Raw genomic sequence first — 20,679 nt, forward strand, 5'->3', positions numbered from 1 at the left:
TCCTGAATACTTACCGACCGCCACCCAAATCGACAAAGGTCCCCGTCGCGTAGGACGCCTTGTCCGACAGCAACCATACAATCGCCTCCGCCACTTCGTCCGGTCGCCCGCCACGGGCCATCGGAATCGCCGACTCCAGCTTGCTGACCCGATCCGGATCGCCGCTCAGCGCATGGAAATCGGTATAGATATAGCCCGGCCGTACCGCATTGACCCGAATCCCCTCGCCCGCCACTTCCTTGGACAGGCCAATGGTGAAGGTGTCGAGCGCGCCCTTGGAGGCTGCATAGTCGACGTACTCGTTGGGTGCCCCCAGGCGCGCGGCAACTGAGGAGACGTTGACGATGCTGCCGCCCTGCCCGCCGTGCTTGGGCGACATGCGCAGGATGGCGTGCTTGGCGCAGAGTACTGGTGCCAGCACGTTGGTCTTGAGGATCTTGAGGATGCGGAATTCGGACATTTCGTCAACCCGGGACTTTTGCCCGACAGTGCCGGCGTTGTTCACCAGCGCCGTGACTCGGCCCAACTCGCTGTCCACCCGGTTGAACAAGGCGACGACTTCATCTTCGATGCTGACGTCGGCGCGCACTGCGATGGCTTGGGCGCCTAACGCCCGGACCTGGTCCAGTACCGTTTGCGCCGCCTGTTCATCGGACTGGTAGTTGATGCAGATCCGATAGCCTTGTTTGGCGGCCAACAGCGCTGTTGCCGCACCAATACCGCGACTTCCGCCGGTGATGACGATGACTTTGTCCATGCACACTTTCCCCAATTAAAGCCTTTGCAGTCGGGGGAAGAATAACCGCCATTGGCGGATTTTGCATGAAACCGTAATGGGTCCCGGCAGATCAAGCCAGGGCCAATTGCTCGGAACGGTGGATTTCCTTCATGAAGCGTTCGGCCGGCAACGGGTGCCCCAGTAGATAGCCTTGCAAAGAGTCGCAACCGAGCTGAGTCAGGAAGTCCTGCTGCGAGCCCGTTTCCACACCTTCGGCGACGATCCGCAAGCCCAGTGCCTGACCGAGGGCGACGATGGCCGAAACGATGGCGGCGTCATCGCTGTCACGTTCCAGGTCGCGGACAAAACCGCGGTCGATTTTCAGCTCGTTGGCCGGCAGGCGCTTGAGGTACATCAAGCTCGAGTAGCCGGTGCCAAAGTCGTCAATGGACAGGTCGACGCCCATGTCCGACAGCTCCTGCAGTACCGTCATGCTCGCATCGGCATCGCTCATGGCCGTGGTTTCAGTGATTTCCAGGGTCAGGCTGTTGGCCGGCAAATGGTGCGTGGCCAGCGCCCTGGCGACGCTCTGCACCAGGCCTGCATGGCAGAACTGCAAGGCCGAGAGGTTCACCGCGATGCGCCAGTCGGTGTAACCGAGCACATACCATTCGCGCATCTGGCGGCAGGCTTCGTTGAGGACCCATTCGCCGATGGGAATGATCAGCCCGGTCTTCTCCGCCAGCTCGATGAATTTGTCCGGCAGCAGCATGCCCTGGGTCGGATGCTGCCAGCGCAACAACGCTTCGGCGCCGACAGGAAGGCCATTGTTGGCATCGAATTTTGGCTGGTAGTGCAGGCTGAACTCTTTCTGCTCCACGGCATTGCGCAGGTCTTGCAGCAATTGCAGCTGCTTGCGCGCGTTGTTGTTCATCGAGGCATCGAAGAAGCTGTAGCCGTTCTTGCCCGTCCCCTTGGCGTGATACATCGCCGCGTCGGCGTTCATCAACAGTTCGTGAGCGGTCTGACCATTGCCCGGGTACAGGGCGATGCCGACGCTGGCGGAGATCTGCAAGTCATGTTCGGCCACCCGGAAGGCGCGACCGATCAGGCTGACCTGGCGGGCCGCGAGGTTCATCGCGTCGTCCGGCTCGCTCAATTGCACCAGCAGCACGAACTCATCGCCGCCGATGCGCGCCAAGGTGTCCTGGCCACGTAGATCTTCACGCAGGCGCAGGCTGACTTCACGCAGCAACTGGTCGCCCATATGGTGGCCGAAAGCGTCATTGACCGGCTTGAAGCCATCAAGATCGATGAACATCAACGCCAGGCATCCCCCCTCGTTGTCGACCCTGGACATCCCCTGATCGATGCGGTCGGCCAGCAACACCCGATTGGGCAGGCCGGTCAGCGTGTCGTGCAGGGCCAGTTGGGTCAGTTCGCGATTGGCTTCGGTCAGCGACTGCGCAAGGTTGGCGGTCCGGGCTTCCAGGCGCGCATCGAGGATCGAGGTCAGCAAGGCAATGCTCAATACCGCCAGGGTGGTGATCAGGACCAGGTTGTCGAGGCCGTTGCCTTGCAGGCCATTGACGGTTGCGCCGCAAAAGCTGCCGGCGGGGAACTGCGCGGCGGCCATGCCGGTGTAGTGCATGCCGACGATGGCAATGCCCATGATCACCGCCGCGCCACCACGGATCAGGCGCACATGAGGCGTGTGCTGGCGCAGGCGGAAGGCAATCCAGAGTGCAGCGCCCGAGGCACCAACCGCTATGCACAATGACGCGCTGAACAGCGCAGGGTCGTAATCGATGCCAGGCTGCATGCGCATGGCCGCCATGCCCGTGTAATGCATGGCACTGATCCCGGCCCCCATGACCAGCGCACCGAACCCCAGCTGCCAGATCGGCAGCTGCGCCTGACTCACCAGCCACAGGGCGAAGCCGCAGGACAGGATGCCGATCAGCAGCGACAGCATGGTGATGGAGAGGTCGTACCCCAGGTCGATGGGCAACTTGAAGGCGAGCATGCCGATGAAATGCATCGACCACACACCGACGCCCATGGCAAACGCCCCGCCCGCCGTCCACCAATGCACAGCCCGGCCCTTGGCCGTGGCAATACGCCCGGTCAGGTCCAGTGCGGTGTATGAGGCGAGGATTGCCACACAGAGCGAAATGATGACCAGCGTTGGGGAATAACTACCGATGAGCATGGAAGTGTCTCGTAATCACCCCCGTACTGCTTCCGTTCTCGGAGGTGTAAATGCGGCGATTGTACTGATTCCAAATGAGAACGACACTCAGAAAATGAGCAAAAGGCCATCAGCCCGATGAAACGCTTGTTTTAAGGTTTTACATTAACTCCGTCCGCACGCGTGCCCCCTGTAGGAGCTGGCTTGCCGGCGAAGGCGTCCTCGAACCTTGCGCCAGTCTTTCAAACGCCTTCGCTGGCAAGCCAGCTCCTACAGGGATCGGGTACGGCCGTGGGAGATGGGTCGGCGATCAGGGGGTATCACTCACCTCAAGCTGCCCATCCCATCCACCCCCCAGCGCCGCAATCAACTGCACACTGGCGATCAGGCGGTTCTGCAGCAGGTCCAGGGTGCTGCGTTCATTGTTCAAGGCCGCGGCCTGGACCACCACCACATCCAGATAGGCGATCACCCCCGCCTTGTACTGGTTCTCGGTCAGGCGCAGCGATTCACGTGCTGCGTCCAGCGCCTGCTGGCGTACCACGGCTTCGTCCTGCAGCACCTTGAGCTGGACCAGATAGTTCTCCACCTCGCGGAAGCCGTCGAGGACGGTCTGACGGTACTTGGCCACGGTTTCGTCGTAAGCCGCCTCACTGCGATCCACTTCCGCAGAACGCTGTCCACCGTCGAACAAGGTCATGGCCAGTTGCGGGCCGACCGACCAGAAACGATTCGGCAGGCTGAACAGGTCTTTCGACGTGCTGCTGCTGTAGCCGCCGTTCAAGCTCAGGGTCAGGTCCGGGTAATAAGCGGCCTTGGCCACGCCGATGTTGGCGTTGGCGGCAATCACCGAGCGCTCGGCCGAGGCAATGTCTGGGCGGCGCTCCAGCAGTTGTGAAGGCAAGCTCAGTGGCACCGCTGGCAGGGCGGGGATGGTTTGGGTTTCCGCCAAACTGAATTGGGCCGGTGGCAAGCCGATCAGCACGGCGATGGCGTTTTCCAGCTGGGCACGTTGCCAGATCAGGTCGACCATGTCCGCCTCGGTGCCCTTGAGTTGCGTCTGCGCCTGAGCCACCGCGTCCTTGCCGGAGACCCCGGCACGGTACTGGTTTTCGGTCATTTTCAGTGAGCGCTGGTAGGCCGCGACGGTTGCTTGAAGCAAGCGCTTCTGCTCGTCCATCACCCGCAGTTGCAGGTAGTTCTGCACCAGCTCCGACTGCTGGCTCAGGCGCATTGCCGCCAGGTCGGCGAAACTCGCCTGGGCATTGGCGGTGTCGGCCTCAAGACCGCGGCGCAATTTGCCCCAGACATCGGCTTCCCAACTGACCCCGGCCTGGGCCGTGTAGGTGTCGCGAATACCGCTGGACGAACTGGTCAGGCTGGAACTGCTGCTGCCGGTGCCCTGGCTGGAACGGTTTTTCCCCAAGGTCAGGTCCACCGTCGGAAAAAACGCGCCCCGGGCGCTGCGTACCAAGGCCTGGGCCTGGCGGTACTGGGCTTCGGACTGGGCAACGGTCTGGTTGGCGCTGTTGAGTTTTTCGATCAAGCCATTGAGTTGCTGATCGCCGTACAGCTCCCACCACGCACCCCGGGCCAGGGAATCACTCGGATTGGCCTGGCGCCAGCCGGCCGCTTCCTTGTACTGCGCCGGTTCCGCGGTTTGCGGGCGCTGGTAATCCGGTCCCACGGCGCAGGCGCTAAGCATCGCCACGCACAGCGTCAGGCTCAGCAAGCGCGAGCCGCGGACAGTGATCAGCGGTGCAGCCAGGTTAAACAGCGAACGGTCAGTCATAGCGGAGTTTCCAGGGCAGCATCGGTACGCACCCCACGCCAGTGGTTGAAGCGATGGCGCAGTTTGTCGAGATAGAGGTAAACCACCGGGGTGGTGTAGAGGGTCAGCACCTGGCTGAAGATCAACCCGCCGATAATGGTCAGGCCCAGCGGCTGGCGCATTTCCGCCCCTTCCGCGCGGCTCAGCAACAGCGGCAACGCGCCGAGGATCGCAGCCAGGGTGGTCATCAGGATCGGCCGCAAACGTTGCAGGCAGGCATTGCGAATCGACTCCAGCGGTGCCATGCCCTGATGGCGCTCAAGCTGCAATGCCAGGTCGATCATCAGGATGGCGTTTTTCTTCACCACACCGATCAGCAGGAACAGGCCGAGCAACGAAATCAGGCTGAACTCGCCGCCCAGGGCATAGATCGACAGCAGCGCGCCGACACCCGCCGAAGGCAAGGTCGAGAGAATGGTCAGCGGATGAATGTAGCTCTCATACAGCACGCCCAGCACCAGGTACACCGCCACCAGCGCGCCGAGGATCATCCACGGCTGGCTCTTCTGGGTCGCGGCAAAGGCATCGGTGGTGCCGGCCATTTTCGCGATGACGTCCTCCGGAAGGCCCACCGCGGCAATCGCCCGCTCGATGGCGGCACTGCCCTGCTCCACGGTCACGCCTTCGGCCATGTCGAAGGCGATGCTTTCCGAGGCGAACTGGCCTTCATGGCTGACCCGATCGTCGGCCAGGCTGTTCTCGTAATGGGCGATGGTCGACAGCGGAATCCGCGCGCCGTCCGCCGTGATCACCTGCACCTGCTTGAGCGTGATCGGGTCCTGGGCATACTTCGGATTGACCTCCATCACCACCTGATACTGGTTGAGGCTGTCGTAGATGGTCGAGATCTGCCGCTGGCTGTAGGCGTTGTTGAGCACCGCCGTGACCATGTCCATGTCCACGCCCAGGCGCTTGGCCTGGTCGCGGTCGACGATCAGCGTCACCTGCTGGGCGCCTCGGCCTTCGCGGGCATCGATCGCTGTCAGTTCCGGCAGCGCCTTGAGTGCGGTCACCACTTTCGGGTACCACTCGCGCAACGCGCCCAGGTCACCGCTTTGCAGGATGTAGGAATACTGCGACGAGGTCTGTTCGCGACCACCGCCAAACTGCAGGTCCTGGTCGGCCATCAGCATCAGTTGCGCGCCGGCGACCTTGGGCATTTCCTTGCGCAGGCGCTCGATGACCTTTTGCGCGGAAATACTGCGCTCCTTGATCGGTTTCAGGCGCACCAACATGAAGGCGTTGTTGGTGCCGTTGGTGCCACCGATGAACCCGGCGACGCTTTCCACCGCGTCGTCCTTGAGCACGGCGCGGCGGAAGGTCTCCATTTTCGGCTGCATTACGCTGAACGACAGGCCATCGTCACCACGCACGAAACCGATCAGTTGGCCGGTGTCTTGCTGCGGTAAAAATGTTTTAGGAACAACGATATACAGTGCAATGTTAACGCCAATTGTCAAAAACAGACTAAGCAAAGTCAGGCGCCGGTGACGCAACACCCAATCGAGGCTGGTGGCGTATTTGCCGACCATCCAGTCGTTGGCCCGCTGGCTCCAGCGCTGCAGGCGGTTCTCCTGGCCCGGTGTGTGCGGCTTGAGCCAGCGCGCGCAGAGCATGGGCGTCAGTGTCAGCGAGACCACCAGCGACACCACGATCGCTGCCGCCAGGGTGATGGAGAATTCGCGGAACAGGCTCTCGATGATCCCGCCCATGAACAGGATCGACAGGAACACCGCCACCAGCGACACGTTCATCGACAGCAAGGTGAAGCCGACTTCCTGGGCGCCGAGGTACGCCGCCTTCATCGGCCGCACACCCGCGTCGATGTGCCGGGAGATGTTCTCCAGCACCACGATGGCATCGTCTACCACCAGCCCGGTGGCCAGGATCAACGCCATCAGCGACAGGTTGTTCAGTGAGAAACCGTAGAGGTACATCACGGCAAACGTGCCGACCAGCGATACTGGGACCGCCAGCGTCGGGATCAGCGAGGCGCGGAAGCTGCCGAGAAACAGGAACACCACCAGGATCACCAGGGCCACGGCGATCAGCAAGGTCATTTCCGCTTCGTGCAGCGTGGCCTTGATCACCGGCGAGCGGTCCATGGCCAGGTTCAGCTTGACGCTGGCCGGCAGTACGGCCTGCAACGCCGGTAACTGGGCCTTGATCTCGTTGACGGTCTCGATAATGTTGGCACCGGCCTGGCGGTTGATCACCAGCAGCACCGCCGAATCGTTATTGAAGAAGCCGCTGTTGTAGCGGTCCTCGACACCGTCGCTGACCTTGGCCACGTCCTTCAGGCGCAGGGCTGCGCCGTCCGCGTAGTGGATGATCAGCGACTCGTAGTCCTTGGCCTTTTCCAGCTGGTCGTTGGCTTGCACCTGCCACAACCGCTGGTCATCCTCCACCGAGCCCTTGGGTCGGCGCACGTTGGCGTTGGCGATGGTGTTGCGCACATCGTCCAGGGCTACACCGTACTGGTTCAGCGCCTGGGGTTCGAGTTCGATGCGCACCGCCGGCAGGGAGCTGCCGCCGATCTGCACTTCGCCGACGCCCTGCACTTGCGACAGGCTCTGGGACAGGATGGTCGACGCCAGGTCATAGAGCTGGCCTTTTTCCAGCACGTCCGAGGTCAGCGACAGCACCATGATCGGCGCCTGGGACGGGTTGACCTTCTTGTAGGTCGGCATGCTGCGCATGCCGCTGGGCAGCAGGTTGCGCGAGGCGTTGATCGCCGCCTGCACTTCCCGCGCCGCACCGTTGATGTCGCGGTCCAGGTCGAATTGCAGGATGACCCGGGTCGAGCCCTGGCTGGAACGGCTGCTCATGGTGTTGACCCCGGCGATGGCGCCGAAGGAACGTTCCAGCGGCGTGGCCACGGTTGAGGCCATGACCTCGGGGCTGGCGCCAGGCAGGCTGGCCTGGACCACGATCACCGGGAAGTCCATCTGCGGCAACGGTGAGACCGGCAGCAGGCCGAAACTTACCCCGCCCAACAGCATGATCGCCAGGCTGAGCAACATGGTTGCCACCGGGCGCTTGATGAAAGGACCGGAGAGGTTCATGGCTGCTCTACCGCTTCCACGGCTTCAGGCTTGCGACCCCAGCGCCGACCGAGACGGTCGAAATACAGGTAGATCACCGGCGTGGTGAACAGGGTCAGGACCTGGCTCAAGAGCAAGCCGCCGACCATCACCAGACCCAACGGTTGACGCAATTCCGCGCCGGAACCGGTGGCCAACATCAACGGTACCGCACCAAACAGGGCCGCCAGGGTGGTCATCAGGATCGGCCGGAAACGCAGCAGCGCCGCCTGATAGATCGCCGTCTCCGGGTCCATGCCCTGGTTGCGTTCGGCGTCGAGGGCGAAGTCGATCATCATGATCGCGTTCTTCTTGACGATACCGATCAGCAGGATGATACCGATGATCGCGATCATGCCCAGGTCATTGCCGCTGAGGATCAATGCCAGCAAGGCGCCGACCGCCGCCGAGGGCAAGGTCGAAAGAATGGTGATGGGATGGATGTAGCTCTCGTAGAGCACGCCCAGCACGATGTACATGGTCACCACCGCCGCGAGGATCAGCAGCAAGGTGCTCGACAGCGACGCCTGGAAGGCTTCGGCCGCGCCCTGGAACTGGGTCTGCACGCCAATCGGCATGCCGATGTCCTGCTGTACCTGCTCGATGATCTCCACCGCATGCCCCAGCGCCACGCCGGGGGCCAGGTTGAACGACATCATCACCGCCGGGAACTGGCCGATGTGGGTGATCGCCAGTTGCGCCTGGCGCTCTTCGATGTGCGCCAGGCTGGACAGGCGCACCTGCCCGCCATCGGTGGTCTTGACGTGGATCTGCTCCAGCGCCTGCGGGCCGATCTTCTCCCCGGACTGCGATTGCAACACCACGCGGTATTGGCTGGCCTGGGTGTAGATCGTGGAAATCTGCCGCTGACCGAAGGCGTCGTACAGGGCATCGGTGATGTTCGACACCGACACCCCGACCCGCGACGCGGCGTCGCGGTCGATCACCAGGTAGACCTGCAAGCCTTTGTCCTGCAAGTCACTGGCGACGTCGGTCAGCTCCGGCCGTTGGGCCAGGGCCTCGACCAGGCGCCCGCTCCACAGACTGAGCAGTTCGGCATCCGGCGACGACATGCTGAACTGATACTGCGTGCGACTGACCCGGTCTTCGATGGTCAGGTCCTGCACCGGTTGCATGTACAGTCGAATGCCTACCAGTTTGTCCAGCTCCGGTTGCAAGCGCGCGATCACCTCAGTGGCGCTCAGGTCGCGGTTGCTGTGGGACTTGAGGTTGATCAGCAACCGACCGCTATTGAGCGTCGAGTTGTCGCCGTCGACACCGATGTAGGACGACAGGCTCTCGACTGCCGGATCCGCCAGGATCACCTTGGCCAGTTCCTGCTGGCGCTCGCTCATCAAAGCGAAGGAAATCGACTGCGGCGCTTCGGAAATGCCCTGGATCACCCCGGTGTCCTGCACCGGGAAAAAGCCCTTGGGCACCACCATGTACAGGAACACCGTCAGCGCCAGCGTGCCGATGGCCACCATCAGGGTCAGGGGTTGATGCTTGAGAACCCACTTTAACTTTCGCCCGTAAGCCGCGATCATCCAATCAATGGTTGCGCCACTGGCGCGGTAGAAACGGCCCTGCTCTTCTTCCTTCGGTTCGCGTTTGAGCAACCGCGCGCACATCATCGGTGTCAGGGTCAGGGACACCACCAGGGAAATCAGGATTGCCACCGCCAGGGTGATGGCGAATTCGCGGAACAGCCGCCCCACCACATCGGCCATGAACAGCAGCGGGATCAGCACGGCGATCAGCGACAGGGTCAGGGAAATCAGGGTGAAGCCGATCTGCTTGGCGCCCTTGAGCGCTGCATTCAATGGGCTGTCGCCCTCTTCGATGAACCGGGAAATGTTCTCCAGCATCACGATCGCATCGTCCACCACGAAACCAGTGGCAATGGTCAGGGCCATCAGGGTCAGGTTGTTGACCGAGAAACCGGCCAGGTACATCACGCCGAAGGTGCCGATCAGCGACAGCGGCACGGCCACCGACGGAATGATCGTCGCACTGGCCCGGCGCAGGAACAGGAAGGTGACCATCACCACCAGGGCGATGGCGATCAGCAATTCGTGTTGAACGTCGGTGACCGAGGCGCGAATGGTCTGGGTGCGGTCGGTCAGCACGGTGACATCGAGGCCGGCCGGCAGGTTGTCGGTGATGCTCGGCAGCAAGGCCTTGATCCGGTCCACCACTTCAATCACGTTGGCCCCGGGCTGGCGCTGGATGTTCAGCAGCACCGCCTGGTTTTCATTGGCCCAGGCCGCCAGGCGTTCGTTTTCCGCGCCGTCGACGATTTCCGCCACGTCCTTGAGCCGCAACGGCGCGCCATTGGCGTAGGCCAGGATCAGGTTGGCGTAGTCCTTGGGCGAGGTCAGTTGATCGTTGGCATCGAGCATCGACACCCGGGTCGGGCCGTCGAAGTTGCCCTTGGGCTGGTTGACGTTGGAGGCGCCGATCAGGGTGCGCACGTCCGACAGGTTCAGGCCGTTGGCCGCCAGGGCCTCAGGGTTGACCTTGATCCGCACCGCCTGGCGCTGGCCACCGGCAATGCTGACCATGCCGACGCCGCTGATCTGGGCGATCTTCTGCGCCATGCGGGTGTCGACCAGGTCATTGAGCTTGGGCAACAGCATGGTCTTGGAGGTGATGGCCAGGGTCAGTACCGGGGTATCGGCCGGGTTGACCTTGTTGTACACCGGCGGTGCCGGCAAATCCTTGGGCAACAGGTTGGTCGCGGCGTTGATCGCCGCCTGCACCTGTTGCTCGGCGACATCCATGTTGATGTCGAGGCTGAACCGCAGGGTCAGCACCGAGGCGCCGCCGGAGCTGGTGGACGCCATCTGGGTCAGGCCGGGCATCTGCCCGAACTGGCGCTCGAGCGGTGCGGTCACGGCGCTGGTCATGACATCCGGGCTCGCGCCGGGGTACAGGGTCATGACGCGAATGGTCGGGTAATCGACCTGGGGCAAGGCCGACACCGGCAACAGGCGATAGGCGATCACGCCGGCCAGGATAATGGCCAGCATGCTCAGGGTGGTCGCTACCGGGCGAAGGATGAACAGCCGCGAGAGATTCATGCGCCGCCCTTTTTCGCCTTGTCGGCAGGTGCCGGTTCAGTCGTGGTGGCCGCCGATTTGCCCTGCAGGTGGCCGGCCGGGTTGGTCGGCACTTGCTGCGGGTCGTTGACCACTTCCACCTCGCTGCCGTCCTTGAGGCGATCGGTGCCCTCCAGCACCACCCTTTCACCCGCAGACAGGCCTTCAGTGACCACGGTGTTCTCGCCGTCGCTGGCGCCGATTTTCAATTGGCGGATCTTGACCTTCTTGTCGCCGTCCAGGGCATAGACGAAGGTGCCGTTGGTGCCGAACTGGATCGCCGCGGATGGCGCAAGTACCACGCCCTTGAGGGTGTCCGCCAGCAGGCGCACGTTGACGAACTGGTTGGGGAACAGCGACTGGTCGCGGTTCTCATAGCGCGCCTTGAATTTCAGGGTGCCGGTGGTGACGTCGATCTGGTTGTCCAGGCTCTGCAGCACGCCGGTGGCCTGCAGCCTGGTGTCGCCGCGATCCCAGGCCTCGGCCGGCAACTTGGCACCGCTGCGATAGCGCGCCAGCACCACGTCGAGGCTGTTTTCCGGCAAGGTGAAGGCCACGCTGATGGGCTGGGTCTGGGTGATGATTGCCAGCGCGGTGGTGTCGTTGGCCGCCACCAGGTTGCCGACGTCCAGCTGGCGCAGGCCGACGCGACCGGCGATCGGTGCGCGGATCCGGGTGAATTCGAGATTGAGCTTGGCGTCGTTGACCGCCGCCTGGTTGGTCTTGACCGTGCCCTGGTACTGACCGACCAGCGCCACGGCGGTGTCCAGGGTCTGCTTGGCGATGCTGTCCTCGCGGTACAGGCCGGTATAACGCTCGACATCCACCTGGGCGTTCTTCAACTGCGCCTGGTTCTGCAGCAAGGTGCCCTCTGCCTGGAGCAAGGCGTTCTGGTAAGGACGCGGGTCGATTTCTGCCAGCAGGTCGCCAGCCTTGACCATCTGCCCTTCCTCGAAATGGATCTTGACCAGCTCACCGCCGACGCGGCTGCGCACGTTGATGGTGTTCAGCGCCGTCACCGTGCCCAGGGCCTTGTAATACAGCGGGAAGTCACCGGTGACCGCCGGCGCCACACGCACCGGCACCGGCCCTGCAGCACCGCCGAACCCCGGGCGCATCCCGCCTGACCTGCCGGTGTGCCCGGACACGGCTTTTTGCCCTGCGCCCTCTTTCGGCACAGCGCTGCCCGGCCAGAATTTCCAGCACAGGACGGCGATGACCAACAGGACCAGCAGGCCAAACAGCCAGCGACGGGGACTACGGGAAACGGAGGATTGCATTGAGTGATCAACCATTGGGGCGTGGGCTTGTTTTACATGAGGCTGAACGATAAGCACTGGTGGGTGATAAGCAAAGCGCCTTTACCGGCAATTTACCTTCGGCTTACGTAACAGGAGAGATATCCAAGATACTGAAACACAAATGAAAACGGCCTGGACAGGGCCAGGCCGTTAACAATTGTAAAACCTGACTTATTTCAGAACGGCAAGGGCCGCTTCGTAGTTCGGTTCTTCAGCGATTTCCTTGACCAGCTCGCTGTGCAGCACGTTGTCGTTCTCGTCCAGTACCACCACGGCACGGGCGGTCAGGCCTTTGAGCGGGCCGTCGGCGATGGCCACGCCGTAGTTCTCGATGAACTCGGCACCGCGCAGGGTCGACAGGTTCTGTACGTTTTCCAGGCCTTCGGCGCCGCAGAAGCGAGCCTGGGCGAATGGCAGGTCAGCGGAGATGCACAGCACCACGGTGTTGGCGACATCGTTGGCCTGGGCGTTGAACTTGCGCACCGAAGTGGCGCAGGTCGGGGTGTCGACGCTTGGGAAGATGTTCAGCACTTTGCGCTTGCCGGCAAAGTCTTTCAGGGTGACGTCAGACAGATTGCCGGCAACCAGGGAAAAGGCTGGCGCCTTGGAACCGGCTTGAGGCAGTTGGCCGTTGACTTGAACCGGGTTGCCTTTAAGAGTGACTTGAGCCATGAACGGAGTCCTTCTGAACGTTGGTGGTGGAGAATTTTGAAGAGGCAGAAGTTAACCACGAAATTGTCCGACGACCTATGGCCAAACATAAATTGTCATGTGTCGACCCACAGGATTGCATACAACCCTTGGCCACAGGAATTTGTTGCGACACCGTTGTCGATTCGGCCGGCGATCGTTCGACTATAAGTGAACAACCCAAATCCAACGGAGACAACACCATGCGTTTCATGATCATCATCAAGGCCAGCCAGGACTCCGAAGCCGGCATCATGCCCAGCACCGAACTGCTGACTGCCATGGGCAACTACAACGAGGAGCTGGCCAAGGCCGGCATCCTTCTCGCCGGCGAAGGCCTGCAACCGAGCAGCAAAGGCGCCCGTGTGCGCTTTTCCGGCGATAAACGCACGGTCATCGACGGCCCCTTCGCTGAAACCAAGGAGCTGATCGCCGGTTTCTGGCTGTGGCAAGTCAAGTCGAAAGAAGAAGCCATCGAGTGGGTCAAGCGCTGCCCCAACCCGATGCCGGGCACCGAAGCCGAGATCGAGATCCGCCAGGTGTTCGAACTGGATGATTTCGGCGCGGAGTTGACCCCGGAGTTGCGCGAGCAGGAAGAGCGCGCGTTCGGGCAGGGAAACAAGAACTGAAGGTTGCAGCAAACACCCCAAGCCTCGCACCTGCAAGCCAACCTCTTGTAGGTGCGACACTTGCCATCAGAGCGCATCCAAACCCACCAGTTACCAACCATCCCCACAACCCTCTGATTCGTATTAACTTTTTAGTACACAAAATTATTGCGAACGCGTAGACAAAACCAAGGAATTAACCCTTTCGACTAGCGATTTAGTGGTTAGCTGCTAGCGTCTACAGACATGTCCTACAGGCTGATAGGAAAGAGCTTACGTAGTAACGGCCGCCAAGTGCCGAGTTATCCAAATGAGCCACCAAGGAATCGGGGAATCATGCTGAACAAAATGGGGACCTACGCCTTTTTTTTGGCGACCTTGCTTGCGCCTGTTGTTTGCGCCCAGGCGGAGAACGCGGACACCGCCAATAAAAGCAACAATCCGCTGAACTTCGCGCCAGGCATGAGCGCTCAGGATTACTACACCCCCAGGTACTACGACTCCAATATCCATACCAATGACCTGCTAATACGCGGCACGCTGCCGATTGCGCCCAACGATTACATCGCTGTGCCGCAACTGATACGCGCCACGGCGCCGATCAGTACCCACCCGGACCCGAGCAGTGGCTACAGCACCGGCGAAGGCGACCTGAACCTGTTCGATATTTTCCTGGTGAAGACCGAAGGCGTGCAGTTGGGTATCGGGCCGATGATCACCGCCCCCACCGCCGACCAGGACGAGCTCGGCACCGGCAAATGGCAAGGCGGCCTGGCCGCGGTGGCGATCGACGCTTCACCCCGCGGCCTGTTGGGCGCCCTGGTTCAGTACCAGAGCTCGTTCGCTGGCGACCACGACCGGCCCAACGTCGAAAGCGCAACGATGCAGCCCTTCATCATCCATAACCTGGAAAAAGGCTGGTACCTGCGCTCCACCGGCATCTGGACCTACGACCTGAAGAACGACACCCACTACATCCCACTCGGTTTGGGTGGCGGCAAAGTGTGGAAAGACGGGCCTAATATCGTCAACGCCTTTGTTGAACCGCAATGGACCGTCGAGAAAAAAGGCGATGGCATGCCGCAATTCACCTTGTTCGTCGGCCTCAACGCCACGTTCGGTCAATAAGGAATCCCCAATGCACGTTGCCCTTCGCGCAGCCGGTTTCAGCCTGATGACGATGTTCGTCAGTTGCGGGGTCGGTGCCCAGGAACTGGACACCCGGATCGGCAAGATCGCCATGGAGGGTGATTTGCCGGCCCATGACGCCATCGCCAAACTCTACGCCGAACTGGATTTCCAGCAGGCCACCCAGAGTTACCTGTGGGCCTTGCCGCTGGTGTCCTACGCGCAATGGCAGGAAGAGTTCCGCGACAAACTGGGCGCCCGCAGCGGTGACCTGATGGTGCTCGACAGTTACGAGGACAAGCTCGGGGTCATCACCGCCAACGCCACCACGCCCTACATCCTGGGTTTTGTCGATCTCAATGAAACCGGCCCGCTGGTGATCGAGTTACCCCCTGGCCCCACCGCAGGCGGTATTGGCGATTTCTGGCAACGGGCAATCATCGACATGGGCCAGACCGGCCCGGACGAAGGCAAGGGCGGCAAATACCTGGTGCTGCCCCCGGGCACCGAGCCACCGGCCGATGCGGGCAAGTATTACCTGGCCAAGTCGCAAACCATGAATGTGCTGGTGGGTTTTCGCGTGCTCGACCCCGACCCCGCCAAGGGCAAGGCGCTGGTCGAGCAATTCCGGATGTACCCCTACGCCAAACGTAGCGAGCCCGGCCAGACCAAACTGCTCTCCCCCGGCGGCAAAGCCTGGTCCGGCACCCAGCCAAGGGGCATGGCGTACTGGGAACGCTTGCACCAGGTCATCCAGAAAGAACCGGTCAACGAGCGGGATCGCTTCTACATGGCCATGCTCGCCAGCCTGGGCATCGAAAAGCACAAACCGTTCAACCCGACCGATGCCCAGCGCAAGGCCCTGGAACAGGGTGCACAAATCGGCGAACTGATCGCCAAGGCCAACACCTTCGCCAAACGCTTTCCCGGCGCCCGATACTGGCCGGACCGGCAGTGGGACACGGTGTTGAACATCAGCGATCCGTCCCAGCGCGTCGCTTACTACGACCAACTGTGGGAGCGCAGCGCCTGGTTCTACGAGGCGGTCACCAACACCAAAGGCATGGTGTCGAAAACCCCGGGGCTGGGCCAGACCTACCTCGGCGCCTATACCGACGCCAAGGGCAACTGGCTCGACGGCGCCAAGAGCTATCGCCTGCACGTCGACGCCAATCCGCCGGCCAAGCAGTTCTGGTCGATGACGGTTTATGACATCGACAGCCGCTGCCTGATCGACAACCCGCAGCGCAAGGCCGACCTGTCATCGCGCCAGGACCTGAAAAAGAACGCCGATGGCTCAGTGGACCTGTACTTCGGCCCCACCGCGCCAGAAGGTTTCGAAAGCAACTGGGTGCAGACCCTGCCGGGCAAACACTGGTTCAGCTATTTCCGCCTGTATGCCCCGACCCTGGCCTATTTCGACAAGAGCTGGAAACTCGACGACATCACGGCCGTGGAATGACGCCGAGTGTTCAATAAGGAAGAGTCATGAATAACCGCATTCTGTTATCCGCCCTTGTATCTGCCAAAACCGCAAGCCACCACGGCCAATGGCAGATGCCGTTGATGACCCCTGTTAACCCACACAATCAATAAGCGGAGCAAGTCATGATCAAGCGTTACGTAGTGCGCCCGTTGTTGGCGCTGTGCCTGGTCGGCAGTTGTCCGCTGTTACTGGCAGCCGAGGGTGGCGTTGGCCGGCCGATCACCGGGCAACAAGTGTTTTCCAACGCCGGGATCGTGCCACCGGAACCGGGTTGGGTGATGTCCCTGACCAGCATCTGGTACGACGGTGACCTCAAGGGCAACTCTCAGATACCGATAGGTGGTGCGATCAGTTCCGATCTGGACATGAAGGTGTCCTACACCATGGCCAACTTCACCCATGTCTGGGATACCGGCAAGGGGCGCTGGAACTACGCCTCGGCCATCGGCGTGCCGGTGCAGTACACCGACGTCACCGCGAGCATCACCGGCCCCCGTGGCCGCACCCTGGGCACCGAGGACAAGGCCACCCAGTTCGCCGACATGCTGGTGACGCCGATCGCCGCCGGTTATCACTTCGACGAGGTCAACCACATCTCGTTCTCGCTGCCGATCTACGTGCCCACCGGCGCCTACAACGTCAATCGCCTGGCCAACGCCGGGCAGAACACCTATACCTTCATGCCCACCGTGGCCTTCACCCATCTCGACGGCAAGGGTGGCGAGTTCACGCTTTCCAGCGGGCTGGAGTTCTATACCGAGAACGACGACACGGACTACCAGAACGGCGACCTCTTCACCTTCGATTTGCTGTGGACCCACGGTTTCGGCAACGGCTGGGCGGCCGGCATGGCGGCGGGTTACATCCAGCAGATCAACGATGACTCCGGGTCGGGCGCCAGCAGCGGCTTTCGCGGGCGTTCGGTCGGTGCCGGCCCGGCGATTGGCTGGACCGGCAAGTTCGCCGATGCCCAGGCCAACTTCAGCCTGCGCTGGGTGCCGGAGTTCGACACCAAGAACCGGCCTGAAGGCAACGGCATCGCCGCCAACATGACCCTGGCATTTTTCTAGGAGCCAACATGAGCGCACTCAACGACCTCAACGCCCTGCAAGCGAGCATCGCCGAAGCGGTGCTCGGCCAGGACCAGGTGATCCGGCAGATTCTCGTCGGCCTGCTGGCCAATGGGCACCTGCTGCTGGAAAGCCTGCCGGGGCTGGCCAAGACCCGGACGGTGAAGGCGCTGGCCAAGCACCTGGACGCGAAGATGAGTCGCATCCAGTTCACCCCGGACCTGCTGCCGTCGGACATTACCGGCGCCGAAGTGCTGCACCAGGTCGAGGGCAAGAACGAGATCCGCTTCCAGCCGGGACCGTTGTTCGGCAACCTGATCCTGGCCGACGAAATCAACCGCGCGCCGGCCAAGGTCCAGGCCGCGCTGCTCGAAGCCATGGAAGAACGGCAGATCACCGTGGCCGGCAACAGCCATGCGCTGCCGGAACTGTTCATCGTGGTGGCGACGCAGAACCCGATCGAACAGGAAGGCACCTACCCGCTGCCGGAGGCGCAGATGGACCGCTTCCTGATGAAGGTGCTGCTGGATTACCCGAGCGCGCAAAACGAGGGCCAGGTGCTGCGCCTGTTGCGCGAGGAAGAAGTGGCGTTGGGTGCGAGGACTGCGCCGGTGCAAGGCTTCGAGCTGTCCCAGGAGGTGATCTTCGCCGCCCGCCGGGAAGTCAGTGCGGTGCATGTATCCCCCGCCATCGACCGCTACCTGATCGACATCATCAATGCCACTCGCCACCCGGCCGATTACGACGCCGACCTCGGGCGCTGGATCAACATCGGCGCCAGCCCGCGCGGCGGCATCGGCCTGGATCGCTGCGCCCGCGCCGACGCGTGGCTGCAGGGCCAGGACTTCGTCTCACCGGACAACGTGCGCGCCGTGGTGCACCCGGTGCTGCGCCATCGCCTGCAACTGAGCTACGACGCTGTGGCCGACGGCGTGACGGCCGATCAGGTGCTCGACCGCTTGCTCGACAAAGTTGCGATTCCCGCATGAACATTGATGGGCTGGTCTACGTCTCTCTGGCGCAATTGATGGCGCTGGAGTTCAAGGCGCGCGACCTGAGTTTTGCTGCCCGCCAACCCCAAGGCAGCATTCTCGCCGGCAACCATGCGTCGCGCTTGCGTGGCCGTGGGCTGAATTTCGATGAATTGCGCCGCTATCAACCGGGAGACGACTTGCGTCACCTCGACTGGCGCGCCTCGCTGCGCACCGGCAAACCGGTGGTGCGCACCTTTACCGAAGAGCGCGACCGTCCGGCGTTGATTGTCGTAGACCTGCGCATGTCGATGTTTTTCGGCTCGCAACGCAGCTTCAAATCCGCGCTCGCCGCTGAACTCGGCGCCCTGGCGGCATGGATGGTGTTCAACGCGGGGGATCGGGTCGGCGGGCTGGTGTTCAACGACCAGCGAATCGACAGCATCGCGCCCCTGCGCAGCCGCAAGCGCATCGAAGCGCTGTGCAGCCGCATCGCCCAACAGAACCAGGAACTCAATGCGGCCAACGCCGACGCCGAGGGCGAAGACCAGCTGGACAAGGTCCTGCAGCAGTGCCTGGCGCTGGCCGGGCATGATCATCTGATCTGCATCGTCAGCGACTTTGCCGGCGCGGGCGAGCGCACCTTGCAGCTGATGCGCCAGCTGGCGACGCATAACGATGTGATCGCCATGCAGGTCTACGATCCGCTGGCGCTGAACCTGCCCAGGAATGGCCGCCTGCTGATCACCCAGGGCCAGATGCAGGTGGAACTGGCAGTGGAGCGTCGTCAAGTGCACCAGCCGTTGGGTGATTTCCTCAGCGGTCGGCTCAAGGACGTGGCCACCCTGCTGCGGCGCAGCCAGGTGCCGTTGATGATGTTCAGCACCGCCACCGAAGCGCATGAGCAACTGCGCGCCGAGCTGGGCAAGCGCGCGGGAGCCCGGCGATGAACCCTGATATCCCGAGCATCGAGCAACTCAAGGAGATCGCCCTGCCCGCGCCGGTCAGCTACGCGCCGCAGACCTGGGGTTGGTGGGTGTTGTTGGCAGTGTTTGTGGTTGCAATTGTGCTGTTGAGCGCGAGGCGTTACTGGCAATGGCGGCGGGATCGCTATCGGCGTGAGGCGCTGGTGCGCTTGGCGCAGTTGCAAAAGCGCAGTGATGATCTGAATGCGCTGCGCGAGCTTCCAGAATTGCTCAAGCGCACCGCCATCTCCATGCCGAACAAAACCCTTGTAGGAGCTGGCTTGCCAGCGAAGGCGGCCGCCAGAACACCACACGACTCAAGGGCCTCATCGCTGGCAAGCCAGCTCCTGCAGGGTCCCGGTGCGCTTGGGAGTGGGGATTGGCAGGCCTTCCTGCAACGGCACAGTAAAGCCGCCTTGCCCGCCGACTTCAGCCAACAGCTGGCCCAACTGGCCTACGCACCCGATGCCGTATTGCGCGCCATGCCCAACGAGCAGCGCCAGCAACTGTTCAACACCTGCAAACACTGGGTGGAGCATCATCATGTGGCAGCTTGATTACCCCTGGCTATTGGTGCTGCTGCCCTTGCCGTGGCTGGGTTATCGCTACCTGCCCGATTATCGAGAGGCGCGCAGCGCGGTGCGGGTGCCGTTTTTCGCCGCCATGAGCCGCGCGGTCGGCCAGGCGCCGAGCCAGGCCGGCACGCGCACCAATCACTGGCAAATGCTGCTCAACCTGTTGGTGTGGGCGCTGTTGCTGCTGGCCGCGTCACGGCCGGTGTACGTGGAAAAACCCATCGAGCGCCAGCAACCGGTACGCGACCTGATGCTGGCCATCGACATTTCCCAGTCCATGGAAACCACCGATTTCACCGACGCCAACGGCCAGCAGATCAATCGCCTGGCGGCGGTCAAGGACGTGGTGCATGGCTTTATCGACAAACGCAAAGAGGATCGCCTGGGCCTGATCGTGTTCGGCAGCGGCGCCTACCCGCAGGCGCCATTGACCCTCGATCACGCCAGCCTGTCGCTGTTGCTGGACGACACCGGTATTGGCATGGCCGGCCCCAACACGGCGATCGGCGATGCCATCGGCCTGAGCCTGAAACTGCTCGACCAGGCCCATGAGCAGGAAAAAGTCCTGATTTTGCTTACAGACGGCAATGACACCAGCAGCGCCATCACCCCGGATCACGCCGCAGAGATGGCCGCGGCCAAAGGCGTGGTGATCCACACCATCGGCATCGGCGACCCCACGGCTTCCGGTGAAGCCAAGGTCAACTTGCAGGGCTTGCAGCAGATCGCCACGACCACCGGTGGCAAGTTCTTCCGTGCCGAAGACCGCAACGCCCTGGACCAGGTCTACAGCACCCTCGACCAGCTCACCCCGCATCAGGTGAAAACCCTCAGCCATCAACCCAAACACGATCTGTTCTGGTGGCCACTCGGGGTGGCGATCGCCCTGCTCGCGCTCTATCACCTGTTCGCCCTGCTGCGTCCACGCCTGTCCATCGCACGTCAGCGGCAGGAGGCCTGA

At 62.2% G+C, this 20,679-nt stretch carries 15 protein-coding genes; 8 read left to right on the forward strand and 7 right to left on the reverse strand.

The genetic code is table 11. The features are described 5' to 3' along the window. Positions 1 to 10: 10 nt before the first annotated feature. The 7 genes from BKX96_RS10275 to tpx all read right to left on the reverse strand — a co-directional run bounded on the left by BKX96_RS10275 (position 11) and on the right by tpx (position 12,897). Positions 11 to 757, reverse strand: coding sequence for an SDR family oxidoreductase (locus BKX96_RS10275; RefSeq protein WP_046818114.1), 747 nt, complete (start codon positions 755 to 757; stop codon positions 11 to 13). Between the two features lie 91 nt (positions 758 to 848). Next, positions 849 to 2,930 (reverse strand): putative bifunctional diguanylate cyclase/phosphodiesterase, encoded by a 2,082-nt coding sequence (locus tag BKX96_RS10280; protein WP_046818113.1) that lies wholly within the window; start codon positions 2,928 to 2,930, stop codon positions 849 to 851. 289 nt (positions 2,931 to 3,219) lie between these two features. Next, complete coding sequence (locus BKX96_RS10285; RefSeq protein WP_077183757.1) at positions 3,220 to 4,701, reverse strand: efflux transporter outer membrane subunit; 1,482 nt, start codon at positions 4,699 to 4,701, stop codon at positions 3,220 to 3,222. Continuing rightward, a complete protein-coding gene (locus BKX96_RS10290) occupies positions 4,698 to 7,805 on the reverse strand; it encodes an efflux RND transporter permease subunit (RefSeq protein ID WP_077183758.1) in 3,108 nt (1,035 codons plus the stop codon). Before BKX96_RS10290 ends, BKX96_RS10285 begins: the two co-directional genes overlap by 4 nt. Then, entirely contained in the window at positions 7,802 to 10,906 is a 3,105-nt protein-coding gene (locus BKX96_RS10295) for an MdtB/MuxB family multidrug efflux RND transporter permease subunit (protein ID WP_077183759.1), read from the reverse strand. Before BKX96_RS10295 ends, BKX96_RS10290 begins: the two co-directional genes overlap by 4 nt. Further along, positions 10,903 to 12,219, reverse strand: a complete 1,317-nt coding sequence (locus tag BKX96_RS10300) for an MdtA/MuxA family multidrug efflux RND transporter periplasmic adaptor subunit (RefSeq protein WP_077183760.1) — start codon at positions 12,217 to 12,219, stop codon at positions 10,903 to 10,905. Before BKX96_RS10300 ends, BKX96_RS10295 begins: the two co-directional genes overlap by 4 nt. 177 nt (positions 12,220 to 12,396) lie before the next feature. Further along, positions 12,397 to 12,897 carry a thiol peroxidase gene (gene tpx / locus BKX96_RS10305; protein WP_046032182.1) on the reverse strand — a complete coding sequence of 167 codons (501 nt, stop codon included), beginning with the start codon at positions 12,895 to 12,897 and terminating at the stop codon, positions 12,397 to 12,399. Between the two features lie 221 nt (positions 12,898 to 13,118). Here tpx and BKX96_RS10310 point away from each other — a divergent pair, with 221 nt between their 5' ends. From BKX96_RS10310 to BKX96_RS10345, 8 genes are all read left to right on the forward strand, one after another. After that, a complete protein-coding gene (locus BKX96_RS10310; protein WP_046818108.1) occupies positions 13,119 to 13,544 on the forward strand; it encodes a YciI family protein in 426 nt (141 codons plus the stop codon). A gap of 315 nt (positions 13,545 to 13,859) precedes the next feature. Then, positions 13,860 to 14,651 (forward strand): hypothetical protein, encoded by a 792-nt coding sequence (locus BKX96_RS10315; protein WP_077183762.1) that lies wholly within the window; start codon positions 13,860 to 13,862, stop codon positions 14,649 to 14,651. A 10-nt stretch (positions 14,652 to 14,661) separates the two neighbouring features. Then, positions 14,662 to 16,113 (forward strand): DUF1254 domain-containing protein, encoded by a 1,452-nt coding sequence (locus BKX96_RS10320; RefSeq protein ID WP_077183763.1) that lies wholly within the window; start codon positions 14,662 to 14,664, stop codon positions 16,111 to 16,113. Positions 16,114 to 16,259: 146 nt separating this feature from the next. Further along, on the forward strand, positions 16,260 to 17,207 hold the full coding sequence (locus tag BKX96_RS10325) for a SphA family protein (RefSeq protein ID WP_077183764.1): 948 nt from the start codon (positions 16,260 to 16,262) through the stop codon (positions 17,205 to 17,207). Between the two features lie 8 nt (positions 17,208 to 17,215). Then, positions 17,216 to 18,196, forward strand: a complete 981-nt coding sequence (locus BKX96_RS10330; protein ID WP_046818104.1) for an AAA family ATPase — start codon at positions 17,216 to 17,218, stop codon at positions 18,194 to 18,196. Further along, positions 18,193 to 19,128 (forward strand): DUF58 domain-containing protein, encoded by a 936-nt coding sequence (locus BKX96_RS10335; RefSeq protein WP_046818103.1) that lies wholly within the window; start codon positions 18,193 to 18,195, stop codon positions 19,126 to 19,128. The genes BKX96_RS10330 and BKX96_RS10335 overlap by 4 nt, the downstream gene beginning before the upstream one ends. After that, the gene (locus BKX96_RS10340) at positions 19,125 to 19,700 is read left to right on the forward strand and encodes a DUF4381 domain-containing protein (RefSeq protein ID WP_077183765.1); all 576 of its coding nucleotides are present in this window, start codon (positions 19,125 to 19,127) and stop codon (positions 19,698 to 19,700) included. The genes BKX96_RS10335 and BKX96_RS10340 overlap by 4 nt, the downstream gene beginning before the upstream one ends. After that, positions 19,687 to 20,679 (forward strand): vWA domain-containing protein, encoded by a 993-nt coding sequence (locus BKX96_RS10345; RefSeq protein ID WP_077183766.1) that lies wholly within the window; start codon positions 19,687 to 19,689, stop codon positions 20,677 to 20,679. The genes BKX96_RS10340 and BKX96_RS10345 overlap by 14 nt, the downstream gene beginning before the upstream one ends.

Origin of the sequence: Pseudomonas putida, from assembly GCF_001976065.1 — a bacterium.
Lineage (GTDB): Bacteria > Pseudomonadota > Gammaproteobacteria > Pseudomonadales > Pseudomonadaceae > Aquipseudomonas > Aquipseudomonas serbica.

Bases quoted from the DNA above. Each gene is read 5' to 3' on its own strand.
- BKX96_RS10275 (WP_046818114.1), bottom strand. From the start codon at position 757: ATGGACAAAGTCATCGTCATCACCGGCGGAAGTCGCGGTATTGGTGCG.
- BKX96_RS10280 (WP_046818113.1), bottom strand. From the start codon at position 2,930: ATGCTCATCGGTAGTTATTCCCCAACGCTGGTCATCATTTCGCTCTGT.
- BKX96_RS10285 (WP_077183757.1), bottom strand. From the start codon at position 4,701: ATGACTGACCGTTCGCTGTTTAACCTGGCTGCACCGCTGATCACTGTC.
- BKX96_RS10290 (WP_077183758.1), bottom strand. From the start codon at position 7,805: ATGAACCTCTCCGGTCCTTTCATCAAGCGCCCGGTGGCAACCATGTTG.
- BKX96_RS10295 (WP_077183759.1), bottom strand. From the start codon at position 10,906: ATGAATCTCTCGCGGCTGTTCATCCTTCGCCCGGTAGCGACCACCCTG.
- BKX96_RS10300 (WP_077183760.1), bottom strand. From the start codon at position 12,219: ATGGTTGATCACTCAATGCAATCCTCCGTTTCCCGTAGTCCCCGTCGC.
- tpx (WP_046032182.1), bottom strand. From the start codon at position 12,897: ATGGCTCAAGTCACTCTTAAAGGCAACCCGGTTCAAGTCAACGGCCAA.
- BKX96_RS10310 (WP_046818108.1), top strand. From the start codon at position 13,119: ATGCGTTTCATGATCATCATCAAGGCCAGCCAGGACTCCGAAGCCGGC.
- BKX96_RS10315 (WP_077183762.1), top strand. From the start codon at position 13,860: ATGCTGAACAAAATGGGGACCTACGCCTTTTTTTTGGCGACCTTGCTT.
- BKX96_RS10320 (WP_077183763.1), top strand. From the start codon at position 14,662: ATGCACGTTGCCCTTCGCGCAGCCGGTTTCAGCCTGATGACGATGTTC.
- BKX96_RS10325 (WP_077183764.1), top strand. From the start codon at position 16,260: ATGATCAAGCGTTACGTAGTGCGCCCGTTGTTGGCGCTGTGCCTGGTC.
- BKX96_RS10330 (WP_046818104.1), top strand. From the start codon at position 17,216: ATGAGCGCACTCAACGACCTCAACGCCCTGCAAGCGAGCATCGCCGAA.
- BKX96_RS10335 (WP_046818103.1), top strand. From the start codon at position 18,193: ATGAACATTGATGGGCTGGTCTACGTCTCTCTGGCGCAATTGATGGCG.
- BKX96_RS10340 (WP_077183765.1), top strand. From the start codon at position 19,125: ATGAACCCTGATATCCCGAGCATCGAGCAACTCAAGGAGATCGCCCTG.
- BKX96_RS10345 (WP_077183766.1), top strand. From the start codon at position 19,687: ATGTGGCAGCTTGATTACCCCTGGCTATTGGTGCTGCTGCCCTTGCCG.